Raw genomic sequence first — 17,100 nt, forward strand, 5'->3', positions numbered from 1 at the left:
TACGGAGTGAGGGTTTCCAAGCCCCGAAGAGGTGGTTATTCTTAGCCCGACATTTTAGCGGCGGGCGAGTGCGGGGGTGAAGGCGCGGGGCTAAAGCCGCCGCGCTAGGAATGATCACCCCGTTGGGGCTGAAAGATGCATAGCGGCTTTTTGCCTTTAAGCCCCGAAGGGGTGGCTGCTTTCAGCCCGCTGCTTCAGCGGCGGGCGACTCGCCCCTACGCGGAGGCGAGGTAGGGGGATGGGGGGGTTTCTAGCAATCATTGTCGTTGGCTGCTGCTCAACGGACGCCCACCCCATAGATTTTCATGTAAATCTCGTACTGTTCATAAATACGACGGACATAGGTGCGCGTTTCCTCAAAGGTGATCGCTTGCACAAACAAATCGGGATCGCTGTTGGAAATACGCAGCCATTCAGCACTGTTGCCGGGACCGCCGTTATAAGCTGCTAACGCCGCATAGACCTTACCATCGAACACATTCAACTGCTCAGCGAGGTAGAAAATCCCAAAAGGGACGTTGATATAGGGACGATAGAGGTCTGCCGTTTGGAAATTCGTATAGCCTAACTGACGGGCGATGTAGTCACCGGTGGGAGGGATAATCTGCATCAAGCCCCGCGCCGCCGCGCTGCTCGTCGCCCCGCCCTGAAACAAACTCTCTTGACGCATCAGGCTAAAGACCAAAAGCGGATCGAGCCCGTACCGCTGTGCGGTGGGGATCACAAGATCGTAGTAGGCGATTGGATACCGTAGGGCGGCAATCGCCTTTGGCGCATTCGCCGTAGGCACCTTTGCTCCGTCAATCAGCTTAGCTGCGGCGAAGATCGCCTCGCGGTAATGCCCGATTCGGTGGTAGTAATTTGCCAGTTGGTATAACCCCAAGGGGCTATCGCTGTACGCCTCGGTGAGTGCGGTGAATTCGGCTTGAGCTTCCTCATAGGCGGAAAGCGCCCACAGTTCCCCCCCTCGAATATAGCGGGGGTCGTTGCTGATTTGCGGGGCAACTTGCCAGAGCGGTCCTGGTGCGGTGATGGCGAAGGTTGTTCGCAGCCATGTTTCGGCAATCTCAATCTCGGTGGGGGTGTTGTATGCCCAATCGATCTGAGCGGGAGGAACGAAAGGAACACGCCCGGCGAGTAAGTCTGCTGCCCGCAAGCTATAATAACCGCCTGGGTCTGCCTTTGCTGCTTGGGTATATGCCTCGGCAGCCAATTGAGTCTCGTTTTGGAGTTGGTAGAGGCGTCCCAACCAGAGGTAGCCGGCTGCCTTCAGTTCGCCTATCCCACTGACGGCAAGCAGCGAGAACAGCCGTTGGGCGCGGGCGGGCATATTCGCGTTGAGCGCCGCCATCCCCCCCCGAAATAAGCCATCTTGGGCGCGTTCGTGACCGGGGTATTTCGCCCCTAAAATCTCGAAGGTGGCGAGGGATTGCTCCATGTTGCCGACGGTGCTGTAAAGATAGCCCGCCCGCCAGATTGCCTCCGCCGCTTGGGAATTATCAGCGTGCTTTTCGGCAAATTCCATATACTTTGTGATCGCCCCTTGAACGTCATTGCTCAAAAAGAGCGTGCGCCCTTGTTCCAGCCACGCTTCGCCAAAAAACGGTGAGGTGGGGTATTGGGTGATGATTGTTTGGAAGGATGTGTTTGCGGCGGCGACATTCCCCAATTCACGGTAAGCCTTCCCTAACAACATGTAGGTGATCGGCTCAATCTGCCCGATGGTTGTGCTGCTGGTATAGTTTTGAAAAGCGGTCACCGCGTCGGCGTAATCTTCGGCGGCAAAACTGATCCGCCCCCGAAGAAAGCTATCCACCGCCCCGCCGCGTCGCAGAATTGCCTGCATCGCTTGGTAGCCAGCGGGCGTTTCGGGGTAAGTAGCTAAAATCGCTTGGTAGCGGGCGACGGCAGCCGCATCGTTCCCCGCACGACTGAGGGCGTTGGCGGCGGTTAGGGCAATGGCGGCGCGGTAACCATGGTTTTGGGCTGCCTCAAGGATGGCGTCGTATTGGGCGATTGCTTTTCCCACGTCGCCCGCATTCAAATAGCCCGCAGCAAGGCGCTCCCGCAGCGCCAGCAAGGGGGCAAGCCCCCGCGAGCTTTGGACGGCGAGGTCATAGTGTTCTAGTGCTTTTGCTGGACGGTTCAAATTGAGGTAGGCGTCCCCAATCCGCTCATGGGCGTAGCTATCGATGAGACCGGGGCGTTTTTGCAGGTAGATGGTGAAATCACCGATTGCCTGTTCCCACAAGCTCAGACCGAGGTAGGCATCGCCCCGCAGAAAGTAAGCAGCCGCGGCACGTGGATCATCAGGGTAAGTGGTGAGGAATTCGGTGAGCGCGGAAACTGCTTCTTGAAAACGCCCCTCGCGCCGTGCCGCCGCGCCCAAGCCAAACGCTGCCTCAAGACGTAGTGCCGGATCGACAGCGAGAATGGGTTGATCCAATACGGAGCGATAGACGGACACCGCCTTATCATAGTTGCCATTGTGCAGCAGCGTATCTGCCTCGGCAATGGCGATAAAGGGAGCGATGGTCGGCGTTGGCGGCACGGTTGGCGAAGGAATTGGCGTGGCAGTGGGGATAATCACCACTGCGGTAGGCAAGCTGTTGGGCGTCGCCGTGACGAGGATGATCGGCGCAGCCTCCCGCCGACAGGCAGAGAAGCACAGGGCGAAAACGGCAACGGTGACCATGCGGGCAAAAGGGTGTGTGGGTAAACGTCTCATCCCCCGATTATAGCCATTGTCCAGACGGGGTAGCGAGAAGGATTCACTGACCATTAGGAAATTTGGAGGGATTGGATGTGAAAGCGCAGCCAGCCCTTAGCGGCAAAACATGTGACATGTGCATTTTAAAACAGCTCTATAATGCGTTTGTCTTGCATTCGTATCTGTTGTCGGGAAAGAGATGACCCCTATGAAACGCACATTAAGCCTCATCGTCGTTCTTGTGGTATTGGTTAGCGTGAGTCTAGTCTTACCGATTCCGGCAAAAGCAGTAAATGCGATTAGCGGGATTGCCCTGAACAGTTCCTCCGATTGTACAAGAGCAGGGATAGACCTAACCATCACTATGGATGGTACAGCCACCCGCGAAGCCGGCAGCGCCTCTATTGACGGAAGCATGTTCTACTCTTTTGAGCAGTCAACTGGCTTGGGGGGGTTTAGCGGGACATTCACCAACTATAACTACCCATTTCCCGATCAGCCTGCCAATACGATTATCACCATTGATGGGTATATCGGCAGCACACCCCCTGATTCAAACACGGTTATTTGGACTCTCACCTATAACTGCACGACAAAAGCTGTTCTCGACTATTGCTATGGGGTTGGACCGGATAGCTGCGGGGCAGTATTTTCTGGACCAGGGCTGCCCGCCAACCGCAACTTGGTGCTGATCACCAGCGATACGGCTGTCTTTAGCGAGCCGGGCGGGAAATCCACCGGGGAAGTCCTAAAGACATGCCAAACGGCGTTTGTCCTCGACACCAGCGATGATGGCAAGTACGGACGCATCTATGTGATGGGCGGCTGGATTCCATTAGCGAACACGGCAGATGTCCCAGAGGAATATGGGCAAGCGGGATTCCCCGTTGCGCCGGGCTGCGAAGGGCGATAACCCTTCCATCTAGCCGTTAATCGCTTTTGAGTTGTGAAGGGGCGTCCTAATGTGGGCGCTCCCTGTCTTTCTCGCTAGTCCTCTCACCATGTGGCAAAAAATGCTACCCTTGCCCCTCCTCGCGCATCGCCACTGCTTCCCGCAGTTCGTCCAGCGAAGGGGTATAATTCCCTACTTTACGAATGACGATTCCGGCGGCAAGGTTTGCCAACGCCGCCGACTGCGCATAGCTTCCCCCCGCCAGACGCGCCATGCTGACAACGGCAAGGACGGTATCCCCCGCCCCGACGGTATCGTAGACATCAGTGACCTGCGGGGCGGGAAGATGAAACGCCTCCCCCCGCGCCGGACACAGGCTGATGCCCTCTGCGCCCCGCGTTACCAAAACGACACCCTTCACTGCGTAATCCATGGCAAGCTGCCGCCCGACTGCGGCGAATTCCTCATTGGAGGTGACTGCTTGCCGGCTGTAGCGCTGTAGTTCATCGGCGTTGCATTTCACCATGTCGAATCCGGCAAATTTCGCCAAATCCCCCTGGGCGTCGGCGGCTAAGAATAATCCCCGCGCCGCGCCGATTTGCCGCGCCGCCGCTGCCACTTTTGCCGTCACTGCGCCGCTTAGGTAATCGGAGAGGATGATCGCCTGTACGCGCTCGGCGTGGGATTCCATGACGGCGATCAAGGCGTGTTCGCTGGTCTCACTCAGCGGGTGACGACTCACCCTGTCAATCCGCGCCACCTGTTGGGGAAAGCGTAAACCCATGTGTGCCATGATGCGTGTCTTGGTCGTTGTTTGGCGGGTGGCGTCGGTGATCAGCCCATCAGGAATAATTCCCCGTGCGCTGAGAAGCTCCCGAAGCCGCTCTCCCTCGGCATCCACCCCGATGATTCCAGCTTGGATCACCCTCCCCCCAACGGCGGCGATGTTCGCAGCCGGGTTGCACGCCCCACCAGGGATGCTCTGCTGACCCTCCCATTCAAGGACGGGGATCGGCGCTTCGCGGCTTAGGCGGGCTGCTCTGCCGTGCCAGTAATCATCCAGCACCGCATCGCCCACAACAAGGGCGCGGGTGGCGGGAAACACCTTCAAAAGGGCGAGCAAATTCGTTGGGGTAGGCATGGAGAAGATTTTGTGTGGAGCGCAGCATCGGCGCTCCACGAAACACATCAGAATACCTTTAGATACCTTTTGGCTTGAACGCGCCGCTGATCAACGCTGATTCGACGCCATCCATGGTGGGGATGGTGCCTGTCTTAGCATATTGGTAGACGAGGGCGCGGAACACGCCACCAAGCGTCCCGCCAATCACGGAGACCACCGCAATAGCGATAACCACAACGACAATGGCTGCGACGACGCCAAGATTAAAACCCATTGCCCCGAATAAGCCGCCGATGAGCAGCCCCAAAAGGGCGATCCCAAAACTGATCAAGCCGAGAGCCAGCGACAACCCCGCCCCACCGATGATTTGCTCCCCCCATGTCTTTTTGAGGTAAGCAACGCTACCCTTCAGCGCCTCAAGAGGCTGTTTATCTTCATCAACAATGATGGGGATGGTGAGGAAGGAGGCTACCTCCCACGCAAATTCAGCAAGGCTGGCGAGAAGCGAGGCGATGATCGCCATAGCGATATTGTCGCTTTTGCGTGCCTGATTGCGCACCATTTGCAGCACCATGCCCACCGTCGCCGTGATCAACGACCAAATGAAGAGTTTCCCCAAGCGGCTGTTCGCTGCTTTGAAGCCATCTTGCACGGTAGGATCGCCACCCCGAATACGGATCAAAACCGCCGCCGTCAGTGCCGCCGCCATGTAGTTGACGACCATACTGATCACAAGGTAGTAAAAAAACAGGGCGACCAGACCAAGTAGGTTGAAATCACCCCCCCGCCCGCGCCCATCCATCCCCGGCACGCGAATGCCGAGGGCAAGGGCAAGCAAGAAGAAGACAATCGAGATCAAAATTGTCAAGATAGAGGCGAGGACGGGAAACGTCGTCAGTTCCTTGTCTTGGCGCAGGACATTCCATGTTGTTTTGAGCAGACGCCAACTGCGTCCGAATGCAGCAAACATAGGTATTTCTCCCCATGACGCTAGATGTACAGCAGAAAGTGTACCACTGAAACGGATTTTGGAATCGGTTTCAAATCGTAATAGTGTTTGTAATGTGAAAAGTGTAAATAGAAAGTATGCCAAACGTAACACCAGCCCCACCGAAAACAGCATCGCTCTCTCTTTCCCCGCTGCGTTTGGAGCGCATGGGGGCGGGTTTAGAAACACTCGCCCTCTGGCTTTGTGATTTGATTGAAGGGGGCTTCAATGCCTTCCGCATCCAGCGCAACCAAGCGGCTTGGGATGAAATCATCACCCGCATGGTGGATGCTGAACTTCCGGGTGTGGTGAGTGCGCTGCGCCGCCTCAAATGGGTTTCCAATACCCGTGCGGAATGGGCGGACTATCTTTTAGAAGGGACAAGCCGTTTATACCTCATGGCAGAGGCATTTCAACGCCGCCACCAGCTTACCGAGCCTGAGCAAGCCGATCTCTATCTTGCCTTAGGCTGCCAACCAACTGCCGAGGAGATTGCGTCTGCGCCTGCCGTAAAAGATACATGGTACATCGTAGGGCTTCGCTCTGAGCGGGATACGGAGAGCCATCTCCCGCCTATCCCACCCTTTTTGCCTAGCCCACCGACCAACGAGGAACATCATGTCCACCGAATATGGCTGTGGGGCGCTCATTCACGGCGGTGGGCGCTTTTAAGTGTTTCCGGGTGGGCATTGAAACAAGGGGAGACACTGCTTGCGCCGGGGAATAAACTCAAAACGGAGATCGTTTATTTCCCCTCTATGTCGCCACTGCGTGGGGCGCTGCGCCATGTCCCCGTTGAACACTTGATCCCTGATGCCTCAGGCGCAATCACCCCGCCCCTCACACAGATGCGGGGGGAGAAAACACCCACTGCCGCGCTTGATGCCGCTGCGAGACGCTTTGCCCAAAATCCCTGGCTCGAACGCCTCCCCTTTCTATTGGAAGGAGTCACACCGATCCTACGGGAAGATGGCAGATGGGCGTTTGCCGGCGCAGCAGAGGAGCCGATTATTGTTACATCGCCCCTTTTTAGAAAAGGGTGGGAAGTTCTCGCCGTCAGTGGCGGTAAGCCGGTGACGCTCTTTGGGGAGTGGAACGGGAGCAGCCTGTTTCCCCTGGCTATTTTCACGCCACATCAAACCGTCTGGCTCTGATCATGATCATATGCATACACCGCGTGTGAAAGGATGCCTACGATGACCACATGGGACGATTTGGTGACCCGCGCTTTGCTTGGAATACGGCGGCAGGAACATGACAACGCCTCTCTCTCTGGCGAGGACGAAGGGGCGCTGGCAGGCTTTTTGGAAAGGATGCCGCTGAGGACTGCGGGTGATCTGCTGCGACGTGCCGCTGTGGTGTCCTTGCATCGTCGGGCGGGCAGATACCACACCCTAGAGGATTTCCCGTGGAAAACGTTCGCCGATGCGCCCACCGAAACACGCCCCTATCCACCGAAACAGGTTTTTCAGCACCTCCGGCAGATGCTATCGGGAACATTCCGTGAGGCACTTTCTGAATGTTTGAAACTCATGGATCGAGAAGGAATGCGTATTCCAGAGGAATTCCTCCCCGCCATTTTCGAGATGGGCAATCAGGAAAAGCTCATACAGGATGCCCTTTCCCCGTCGCTTCTCGGTGAACGGGGACAGTGGCTGATGCACCATAATCCCGAAAAGTGGATGCGGTTCGCTAAACCCTTTGACCACGATCTATGGACTCATGGGAAATCCTTTCAGCGGCAGATGCAGTTAGCCGCCCTTCGCCGGACGGACCCCCACCACGCCCGTGAACTGCTGGCGAGTGTGTGGGATAAGGAACCTGCCAAGACCCGCAAAGAGTTTTTGGGAACGTTTCAGACGAATCTGAGTGCGGCGGATGAGGATTTTCTAGAGAGAATCCTTGACGATAAGGATAATGGCGTACAGCTAAACGCCGCTACACTATTGGGAAAACTCCCTGAATCGGCTTTTGTTGGGCGGATGATTGCCCGAACCGCCAATATTTTTGCTCTGTATCCGGTGAATATCGAGACTACTCTTGCTTACACACCGCCTGCCGTCCAACAGCCTTTTTCGGGAACATCACGGTTCGCCCCTCAGCCGGTCATTTCCTACGATGCCCAAGACAACACCGTTTTGCGGAAAATTCTCTATGGCGAACCCACTGTCGCCTCATCGCCTTTCCCCACCCGCCCCTTAGGAAGTCCGGCTGCACCAGCAAAACCAGACGTGCGCCCAGTTATTGGCACGCCACCGCCGCACTTTCTCGCCTTGATTGTCCCCAATACTCTAGATGAATCAATGAAACGAGATGGCATTGGACAGCCGACAGGGAACTTCCCGCCAGATCGCTTGAGTGGCAAAGAGGCTTGGGTGCGGCGCATGATTGACTATGTGCCCCCCCGCGTTTGGCGAGAGCGCTTCGGGATGACCTCCCTCGAACTGATTCGGGCGGCGCTGGTTGGTCATGCCGCTGCGATTGTCCTTACCGGGTGGCAAAATGCCGCACTACTCTATGACGATGCGGATATGGCGGAGGGGCTTTTGGAGTCAGGGTTCCTCTATGGAGGCGGCAATTTTATGCTGAATGGGGGAGGGCTTATCAAACTGCTCTCTCCGCAAAAACGAGAAGATATGATGTGGCGCGTGATCAGGCGACAAAATGCACCAATGGGAGCGGATAAACATACCTTTTCGATGTTAGATGGCTGCATCCATGCATGGAGCGCCCCCTTCACCGCCTTTATCCTAGAGGAAATCATCGCGTCGCTGCTGCATCCCAACCGCCCTCCAGAATGGTCGAGGCGGCGTGTGTTGGGCAATAATAGTCCGGTATCGTCGTGGCTTGATAACTGGGGGTTGTTCATGGATCCCCAAACCCCCCATGACATGATGCCCTATCTCACAACCAGTGCCTCAAAGATGCTTGGTGACGGCGAGGCATTTCAAAAGTTGATCAAATTGCTCACATTTCGGTACGAACTACAGCACACCTTAGGTGAAAGGGGTAGCTCATGACCAAGCGCAAGACGCTTTCGTCCACACCAACTAACGGGAACGGGACAAGCCCCATCGAAACACTTCCCGCACCTGTTGCCGCCTCGCTAAAGACGGTGAACGCCGTCCTACGCGAACACGCTGAAGCGCAGTTTGCCGAAGAGCTGACGCATCTTGCCAAGCATGATACCCGCCAACGCCCTCCACAGTGGCGGCTCTCGCCCTGGGCAGCGGCAACCTACCTTCTGGGGGGAACATTGGACGATGGCTTTCGCATTACCCCAAAGTACATTGGGGCGCGGCGGGTCATTGAGATTGCCGTAGCAACCTTAGCGACAGATCGGGCGTTGTTGCTGATGGGCGTGCCCGGGACGGCGAAAACGTGGGTTTCAGAACACCTTGCCGCCGCCATTTCTGGCGATTCAACACTGCTTATTCAAGGGACGGCAGGGACGAGCGAAGAACAGATTCGCTATGGCTGGAACTATGCGCGGCTGCTGGCAGAGGGTCCAAGCCAAGCGGCGCTTGTCCCAAGCCCGCTGATGAAAGCGATGGCAGAAGGCAAAATTACCCGTGTAGAAGAATTGACGCGCATCCCCTCCGATGTTCAGGATACGCTCATTACGATGCTCTCTGAAAAGGTGATGCCCATCCCCGAACTGGGCGGAGAAGTACAGGCGGTGAAGGGATTCAATGTGATTGGCACGGCGAATGATCGGGATCGGGGGGTGAACGAGCTTTCCAGCGCCCTGAAACGCCGCTTCAACACTGTGATTTTGCCGCTGCCTGCTACCATTGAGGAGGAGGTTGATATTGTCCAGCAGCGCGTGACGAGCTTGGGGCGGGCGCTTGAACTCCCCGCCGAAACGCCTGCCCTCGAAGAAATTCAGCGCGTGGTGACGATTTTCCGCGAACTGCGCGAGGGTATCACGGCGGATAGGAATGAAAAAGTGAAATCGCCCTCATCCACACTCAGCACGGCGGAGGCAATCTCGGTGATCACTAGTGGGATGGCGCTGGCGGCACATTTTGGTGATGGAATCGTCCGTGCCGACGATGTGGCGGCGGGCATTACTGGGGCGATTGTGAAAGACCCCACAGCAGATCGTGCTGTTTGGCTGGAATACCTTGATACGGTGGTGAAAGAACGGCAAGAATGGGCAGATATGTACCGCGCCTGCCGAGAGGTTTTGGGATAACGCCGGGTATAGCGATCTAGAGCGAGACACCATGCCCAAACAATCCGTCCATCTCTTTGGTATACGGCATCATGGACCCGGTTCAGCGCGGAGTCTGAACGCCGCGTTGGAGCGGCTGAACCCAGACATGATCTTAATCGAGGGTCCACCAGAGGCAACTGGAGCGTTACCCCTTGCCATACATGCGCAGATGCAGCCGCCCGTTGCACTGCTGGTATACAACCCCGAACGAATGGAGCAGATGGGCTACTTCCCGTTTGCTGCCTTCTCGCCAGAGTGGAACGCCCTTCAGTTTGCCCTGCAAAGGCAGATCGTCGTCCGCTTCATCGATATGCCCATCACCCACCGCCTTGCCCTGATGGATACTGCGACGCAAGCATCGGCACGCCCCCCCACCGCGACGGATTCTCCCCCGCCCGAAGGGGGCGAGGAATACCTGCTTAGGCAAGAGAACGCCCCCACCTTGCAGAGCGACCCGCTCTATTGGTTGGCGCAGGCGGCGGGCTTTAGCGATGGCGAGCGGTGGTGGGATCATCTGGTGGAAAGCCGCCGAAAGCTCAACAGCGAGGATGATATTTTTGCCGCGATTTTGACGGCGATCACCACCTTGCGGGCGGCGAACCCTACTCCCTTTGACGACCTCACCCCCCGGCGAGAGGCGTTCATGCGGCGGGCAGTTCGGGCGGCGAGGCTAGAAGGCTATCGACGGATTGCCGTCGTTTGTGGGGCATGGCATACCCCCGCGTTGGCAGCGCTCCCCCCCGCTGAGGACGATGAGGCGCTATTCGCTGATCTTCCGCGTGTCCCTGTTGAGGTGGTCTGGACGCCCTGGACACACGGGCGGTTGGTGCGCAGCATCTATGGGGCGGGTGTTGCCGCACCGGGGTGGTATGCTCACCTGTGGCAGTACCACAACTCCGATGAAGCAGCGGTGGGGTGGATCACAAAAGTGGCGCGGCATTTGCGCAAGGAAGGGCTAGACACCTCGCCAGCCCAAATTATTGATGCGGCACGCTTGGCGGATACCCTCGCCGCCTTGCGGGATCGCCCCGCATCGGGCTTGGACGAACTAAACGAGGCAATCCTCAGTGTGTTGTGCGGGGGAAACCCCCACCCGATGCACCTGATTTACAAAAATGTGATGATCGATGAACGGATGGGGCGCATTCCCGACGGCGCGACGATGCTCCCGCTCCAAAAGGATATTGTCAAACAGCAGGCGGCGTTGGAGATGCCCCCCACCCCAGTGATCACCACACTTGTGCTTGATCTTCGTCTAGAGCGCGACCTCCAACGTCGTATTTTCTTGCACCGCCTAACCCTGATTAACATCCCATGGGGAACGTCCAACGGGCATTTTCTCAAACCCTTTGGGCGGGGAGGGTTGCCACAGCAAAACCCGGGCGGCTCGCTGCTCCGTCGGATTAGCCAGCCAAAGAATCCCAACCCCGAGGTGGAAGGGACGGCAAAAGAAACATGGTCGCTCCAGTGGAAACCTGAATTCGTCTTAACAATGATCGAACGTAGTTTATACGGAAGTACACTCCACGAGGCAGCCACGCACTATACGATTGAGAGGATCAAGCAAACCCATGATTTGTCGCACTTGACGAGGTTGATCAGCGGTGTGTTGAGCGCTGATCTTCCGGCGGTTATTGATCCCCTTCTTCAGCAAATTGAGGAAGCGGCGCGGCTCAGCCGCGATCCAGTAGCGATGATGGTTGCCGTGCCACCACTGGTGAATCTGCTGCGCTATGGGGATGTGCGCAGTAACGATGGGAGCATCTTACAGACAATTGCCGATGATCTCATGCGGCGCACTTGCTTTTGGCTGCCCAATGCCTGTAAAAACCTCAGTGATGATCGCGCCTCCGCCCTTGATGAAAAGATCAAACCCTTTCATGTGGCGGTCATGCTGCGCCACGATGAGGGGCTAATTACCCAGTGGCAAAGGATGCTGAAGGGTCTGCTGGATGCACCTGATGTCCATCCCCTTTTGCAGGGGCGGGCGTGCCGCTTGCTTTTTCAAAATGGGGTGATCAGCGGGAAGGCACTTTGTCAGGAGATGGGACGCCATCTCGGGACGACAAACAAGCCAGAACAAAGCGTATTCTGGTTGAAGGGCTTTTTACAGGGGGAGAGTCTGAGCTTCCTCCGCGATGATGCGCTGTGGTTTGCCCTCAGCGATTGGGTGCGGATGCTCTCTGGCAGTGCCTTCACCGCTGTGCTGCCGATCTTGCGGCAAACCTTCAGCCAATTTAGCCAAGCAGAGCGGCGGGCAATTCACGAACGGGTGAAACAAGGACGGACTCCGCCAGAGCAACCGCTTGAACAGATCGACGCACGGCGCGGCGCAGAGGTACTGCCATTTCTGAGACGGATAGGGCTAGGGGGTGGTCAAGAAAATTTCTAAAAGAACCTCTGTCCGCCACGCCTTGCCTCTCCGTAGGGGAGACCCTGTGTGGTCGCCCGCCGCAAAAGCAGCGGGCTAAAGCTAAGCACCCCTACGGGGTTTGAAAACCCTGACCTTACCTCGTACACAGAGAATTGGGGAGAAATTCCGGGGGCGAGGGGGAAGCCCACTCAAAAACGTGATGCCCCCTTCTTCTGTAGGGAGAAGGGGGATAGGGGGATGAGGGCTGTCTGTTTTTATGGTTACCTTTCTGACGAACGACTAGGGGGTGAGCAATGACAGAGGCTGTTGCGACAGAAACCGTTACCGATGAAGAACGCCGCCGCTGGCGGCTGATTTTGGGGCGGGCAACTAAAGAGGATGCGCTTCCCCTCAGCGCACAAGATGCCCAGATGGATGCCGCATTAGAGGCGCTCTATGCCGATAAAGAGTTTAGCGACAGCGGCGGGTTAGGCGATTCGGCGCCACAACTAGCCCGCTGGTTGGGCGATATTCGGACGTATTTCCCTAAACCGGTTGTCCAGATGCTGCAAAAGGAAGCCCTTCAGCACTTATCCCTCAATGACTTCCTGCGGGAGGCTGATCTGTTGAAAACGATTGAGTTGGATGTTCACCTGATGGCGAAACTGGTGAGCCTAAACGAGACGATGACCGCCGAAACACGCGATACGGCGCGGCAAGTGGTGCGCAAAGTGACGGAGGAGTTGCAAAGGAAACTCAGCGCCCCACTGCGAACGGCACTCAACGGGGCAATGAGTCGGGCGTTGCGGACAACGCGCCCTCGTTACAAGGATATGGATTGGGCGCGGACGATCCTCACCAACCTCAAACACTATCAGCCCGCCTATCGGACGGTGATTCCAGAGCGGCGCATCGGGTTTGGACACCACACAAACGCCTTGCGCGATGTGATCCTTTGCCTTGATGAGAGCGGTTCTATGGCAACTTCCGTTGTTTATGCCGGAATATATGGGGCGGTTATGGCGTCCCTTCCGGCGGTCAAAACGCACCTTGTTGCCTTTGATACGAATGTCGTTGATCTGACGGCAGAACTGCGCGATCCGGTGGATATTTTGTTTGGGGTACAGCTTGGCGGGGGGACGGATATTAACCAAGCCCTTGCCTATGCTCAGAGGTTGATCAAGCGCCCGGCAGACACCATCCTCGTCTTGATCAGTGATTTGTTTGAGGGAGGCGACCAAGAGGCGATGATCGCCCGCGCAGGGCAGATTGCCGCGTCGGGAGTGCAGATGGTGACGCTTCTCACGCTCAGCGATGACGGGATACCAAACTACGATCATGAGGTTGCCACCACCTTCGCGGCATTGGGCATAGCATCCTTTGCCTGTACGCCGGATATGTTCCCCAACCTGATGGCGGCGGCAATCGAGCGGCAAGACCTCAGCGCATGGGCGGGGGAACGGGGCATTTTACGAACAGGGCAGCCTTAGATCGGCGGGTCACACTCAGACATGGCATAATAGGTGCTGATGGTTGCCAAATTGTTGGAAAATCATTTAAATCACGTTTAGGGGGAATTGTATGACGATTCAGTGGGAAAAGACTGTCCTCTTATTTCCCGGACAAGGCTCTCAGGCGGTGGGGATGGGAGCAGAGATTGCCGCAGAAATCACCGCTGCACGGGAGGTTTATGCCCTTGCCGATTCTATCTTGGGCTATTCGCTCTCCCGCCTGTGTTTTGAAGGTCCGGCAGAGCAGCTTGATCTCACCCAGTACACACAACCTGCCCTTTATGTGACAGGGATCGCCGTGCTGCATGCCTTAGAAGCTGTGCTTGGGGAGGAAATCACCCCCCTTGCCGCCGCCGGTCACAGCCTCGGTGAATTCACTGCGCTTACGACGGCGGGGGCGCTGCCCTTTGATGCTGGACTGCGGTTGGTTGCCGAGCGTGGACGGCTTATGGCGGAAGCAGGAGAAAAGCATCCGGGCGGCATGGCGGCGCTGTTGGGTGGTGATCTCGCCACTGCCCACACCATTTGTGACCAAGCGAGCCGCGAGACGGGAAATCCGGTGGTCATTGCCAACGACAACTGCCCCGGACAAGTGGTGATCTCCGGCGATAATCTGGCGATCACCTGTGCGCTTGAGTTGGCAAAAGCACATGGGATTCGGCGGGCAGTACGCCTTCATGTCAGTGTGGCAACACATTCCCCCCTCATGGAGCCAGCCAGCGCCTCCTTCCGCACCGCCATTCAAACTGTGCGGCTACGAAAGCCCTTTATTCCCGTCATAGGGAATGTGAGCGCTGCGCTGCTGCCCGATGCTGAGGCAATTCAGGCGGAGTTGAACGCGCAGTTGACCTCTACCGTGCGCTGGTCAGAATCAATCATGGCGCTGCGGCGTATGGGGGGCGAGACATTCCTTGAACTGGGGTCGAAAGATGTGTTGAGCGGTTTGTTAAAACGGATTGACAGCGAAGCAACTGCCATTCCGGTGAATACACTCGAATCGTTGCAAGGGTTGGCTGCCTCTTAGGGCATCCGCGTCGCCCTCGAATGACGCTTGACAGAGTGAGCATCCCGCTTTATAGTGCGTAACAAGAAGGCATAAGCACCCATAGCTCAGGGGATAGAGCGCAGGTCTTCGGAACCTGGCGTCGGGGGTTCGAATCCCTCTGGGTGCATCGCATTGGATAGTGGGTTGGTTATTCCCTCTTGCGGGTTGGTGAGCGCAGCGGCGCGGCACGGCTTTTCCCCCCTGTATAGGCAGGCAAGCTGATAGCGGCAACAGTGCAGTATGTTTTGTTGTAAAGGCGGCTGCGCAAGCGGGCATCCATCTTATCGGGGGTAAGATTCGTGGTGATCACCGTCGGAAGACGGTAATCAAAACGGTAGGTCAAAATCTCGTAGAGTTGATCCCGCGCCCAGGGGGAGACAGACGAGAGATCGCTCCGCAAGGCAACGTTATCAAGGATTAACAGCGGGGCGCGGCGAATTTCCTCCATGCGCGAGTCATAGCTGACCTTGCTGAAGGGCTCAAAGACACCGCGCAGATAATTGAGCAAATCGGCAACATTGACAAACAGTGTGCGCGTCCCCGCCGTGTGCTGAAGATGGGCAATAGCAGCAGCAAGGTGGGTTTTGCCACAGCCCGGTTCACCGATGATTGCCAGCCACCCCTCTGGGCGTTGGGCATAGGCGTAGGCGTGTTGAACGACATGCTGAAGTTGGTCGATCTGCTTCTGGTCAATCTTCTCTTTGCCAAGCTCATCCTGACGAAGATCGAACGTTTCAAAGGTCATATCGGCGTAGCGATCCAAGCGCGACAGATCGCTTTCGCGCCATGTCCCGGTGACCATCGAGGAACGGCGATCTGGGATGCTCAGTTTCACCGCCATGGTCAGGCTTTGGTCAAGCAAGCGGCTGCGAATACGCCCCTCCAAGAGGGCGGTATCCCGATTCGTCGTAATCACCGTCGGCAGCATTCGGCGATGGCGATCATTGAACAACTGGTAGAGTTTTTCGCCTGCCCACTGGGTCTGACTCTCCGCACCAAGATCATCTATGACAAGGAGCGGCGCTTGGCGGATGCGTTCAAAGAGGTCGTCATAGGCGGTTTCGGCTTGCGGTGAAAAGGCGCTTTTCAGATGATCGAGCAAATCGGGTGAGGTGATGAACAGCACCGCATCGCCGCGCATAATCCGCCAATTGGCAATGGCGGCGGCAAGATGAGTTTTCCCCGTCCCGTATGTACCTTCAAAAAGCAGCCACCCTTGCGGCTGTTCGGCATAGCGAAACGCCAGTGTCCCTGCTACATTCAACATCCGTCGATCTTCCTCGATAAGGCGTTCTTTACGCTCTGGAGCAAGGTTGGCAAAAACCTCCCGCAAATCGGCGTTCGCCTCATCGATCAGGTCGTGATCGATCTCAAAGGTGGCGAACGTTTTTTCGGTGTAGGTCGCCATGTTGCCCAACGCCCGCAAGCGCGATAGTTCACGCGCCTTGTAGGACTGTTGCAGGCAGCGGCAAGGGAAAGCACGCCCAAAATCAGGATCGCCCACCGGCACATCCCGCGTGACGAAGCCAAGCCCACCACAGTAAGGGCAGTTGGGGTCGGGGGTCAGGGAATCAGGCATAAGGGTCTTTCAGATAGGGATTTTCCTCAGCATCACGGGCATCGCTTGCTTTGGCAGGGGTCTTCCCGTCCGTCTCCCACCGTTTCAGAATGGCAAGGATGTAGCGCCAATTGCGGCGGTTGCTTTCAACGGCAATCTGAACCGCCTCTTTCAGCCATTCGCGGGGATAGCTTGCCTCCGCCTCGCGCAGTTGCTCGGCAAGCAGAGGCGTCACCGCGCCAATGTTCTGCTCATAGAGGGTGAAAATATCGGGATGTTGGGCATGGATGGTGATCGGTGTTTCGCCCACCCCGGGCGACCAATCGCCCCGCCGAAGCGCCTCAGCTGCGCGTAGTCCCCGTTCGGTATGCAAGAAATAGAGCGTTTCTAACCCAGTGGGGAGCGCCGCTTGGACGGCGAGGATCGTCCCCCGCTGAAGGGCGCGGGTGAGCGCTGCCTGAAAGTCTGTCATGCCATCGAAAAGCGCCATCGCGTTCGGGTTTTCAGTGAAATCTCGATGGCGCAGATAGCGGTATTCGCCCTCGCGCTGGTTGAGAAAATAGAGGCACAGCAGGGTGAAGCGCAGTTCGGCGGGGTCGTCCAGATGGGGGAGCAGATCGGTGAAAAAGGACGCCGGAAGGATCACTGTGCGGCTGCCTGTGAAACCAGAAAAGGGATGTGGTGAAGGCATCATGAATCCC

General features: G+C 56.9%; 12 protein-coding genes and 1 tRNA gene. 8 read left to right on the forward strand and 5 right to left on the reverse strand.

Annotated elements, in window-relative coordinates; translation table 11 throughout:
- Positions 1-277 precede the first annotated feature (277 nt).
- Positions 278-2,728 (reverse strand): tetratricopeptide repeat protein, encoded by a 2,451-nt coding sequence (locus tag HS103_10785; protein ID MBE7513281.1) that lies wholly within the window; start codon positions 2,726-2,728, stop codon positions 278-280.
- Between the two features lie 190 nt (positions 2,729-2,918).
- Here HS103_10785 and HS103_10790 point away from each other — a divergent pair, with 190 nt between their 5' ends.
- Entirely contained in the window at positions 2,919-3,623 is a 705-nt protein-coding gene (locus HS103_10790; protein ID MBE7513282.1) for a hypothetical protein, read from the forward strand.
- A 103-nt stretch (positions 3,624-3,726) separates the two neighbouring features.
- Here the strand turns inward: HS103_10790 and HS103_10795 are convergent, their stop codons facing one another.
- Entirely contained in the window at positions 3,727-4,743 is a 1,017-nt protein-coding gene (locus HS103_10795) for a ribokinase (protein ID MBE7513283.1), read from the reverse strand.
- Between the two features lie 58 nt (positions 4,744-4,801).
- On the reverse strand, positions 4,802-5,695 hold the full coding sequence (locus HS103_10800) for a hypothetical protein (protein MBE7513284.1): 894 nt from the start codon (positions 5,693-5,695) through the stop codon (positions 4,802-4,804).
- Positions 5,696-5,811: 116 nt separating this feature from the next.
- On the opposite strand from HS103_10800, the gene HS103_10805 reads away from it, so the two are divergent.
- The 7 genes from HS103_10805 (at position 5,812) to HS103_10835 (ending at position 14,968) form a co-directional block, all read left to right on the forward strand.
- Entirely contained in the window at positions 5,812-6,867 is a 1,056-nt protein-coding gene (locus HS103_10805) for a hypothetical protein (GenBank protein ID MBE7513285.1), read from the forward strand.
- Between the two features lie 42 nt (positions 6,868-6,909).
- Positions 6,910-8,733, forward strand: a complete 1,824-nt coding sequence (locus HS103_10810; protein ID MBE7513286.1) for a hypothetical protein — start codon at positions 6,910-6,912, stop codon at positions 8,731-8,733.
- Positions 8,730-9,911, forward strand: coding sequence for an AAA family ATPase (locus tag HS103_10815; GenBank protein ID MBE7513287.1), 1,182 nt, complete (start codon positions 8,730-8,732; stop codon positions 9,909-9,911). Before HS103_10810 ends, HS103_10815 begins: the two co-directional genes overlap by 4 nt.
- Positions 9,912-9,942: 31 nt before the next feature.
- Positions 9,943-12,324 (forward strand): hypothetical protein, encoded by a 2,382-nt coding sequence (locus HS103_10820; GenBank protein MBE7513288.1) that lies wholly within the window; start codon positions 9,943-9,945, stop codon positions 12,322-12,324.
- Positions 12,325-12,599: 275 nt separating this feature from the next.
- Positions 12,600-13,775: a VWA domain-containing protein gene (locus tag HS103_10825; protein ID MBE7513289.1), complete on the forward strand. Its 1,176-nt coding sequence runs from the start codon at positions 12,600-12,602 to the stop codon at positions 13,773-13,775.
- Positions 13,776-13,866: 91 nt separating this feature from the next.
- On the forward strand, positions 13,867-14,820 hold the full coding sequence (gene fabD / locus HS103_10830; protein MBE7513290.1) for an ACP S-malonyltransferase: 954 nt from the start codon (positions 13,867-13,869) through the stop codon (positions 14,818-14,820).
- 75 nt (positions 14,821-14,895) lie between these two features.
- Positions 14,896-14,968, forward strand: a tRNA-Arg gene (locus HS103_10835).
- A 21-nt stretch (positions 14,969-14,989) separates the two neighbouring features.
- Here the strand turns inward: HS103_10835 and HS103_10840 are convergent.
- Both HS103_10840 and HS103_10845 read right to left on the reverse strand, forming a co-directional pair.
- The gene (locus HS103_10840) at positions 14,990-16,420 is read right to left on the reverse strand and encodes an ATP-binding protein (GenBank protein MBE7513291.1); all 1,431 of its coding nucleotides are present in this window, start codon (positions 16,418-16,420) and stop codon (positions 14,990-14,992) included.
- Entirely contained in the window at positions 16,413-17,093 is a 681-nt protein-coding gene (locus tag HS103_10845; protein ID MBE7513292.1) for a DnaD domain protein, read from the reverse strand. Before HS103_10845 ends, HS103_10840 begins: the two co-directional genes overlap by 8 nt.
- Positions 17,094-17,100 lie beyond the last annotated feature (7 nt).

It is taken from the genome of Anaerolineales bacterium (genome assembly GCA_015075625.1).
Taxonomy (GTDB): Bacteria; Chloroflexota; Anaerolineae; order Aggregatilineales; family UBA2796; genus UBA2796.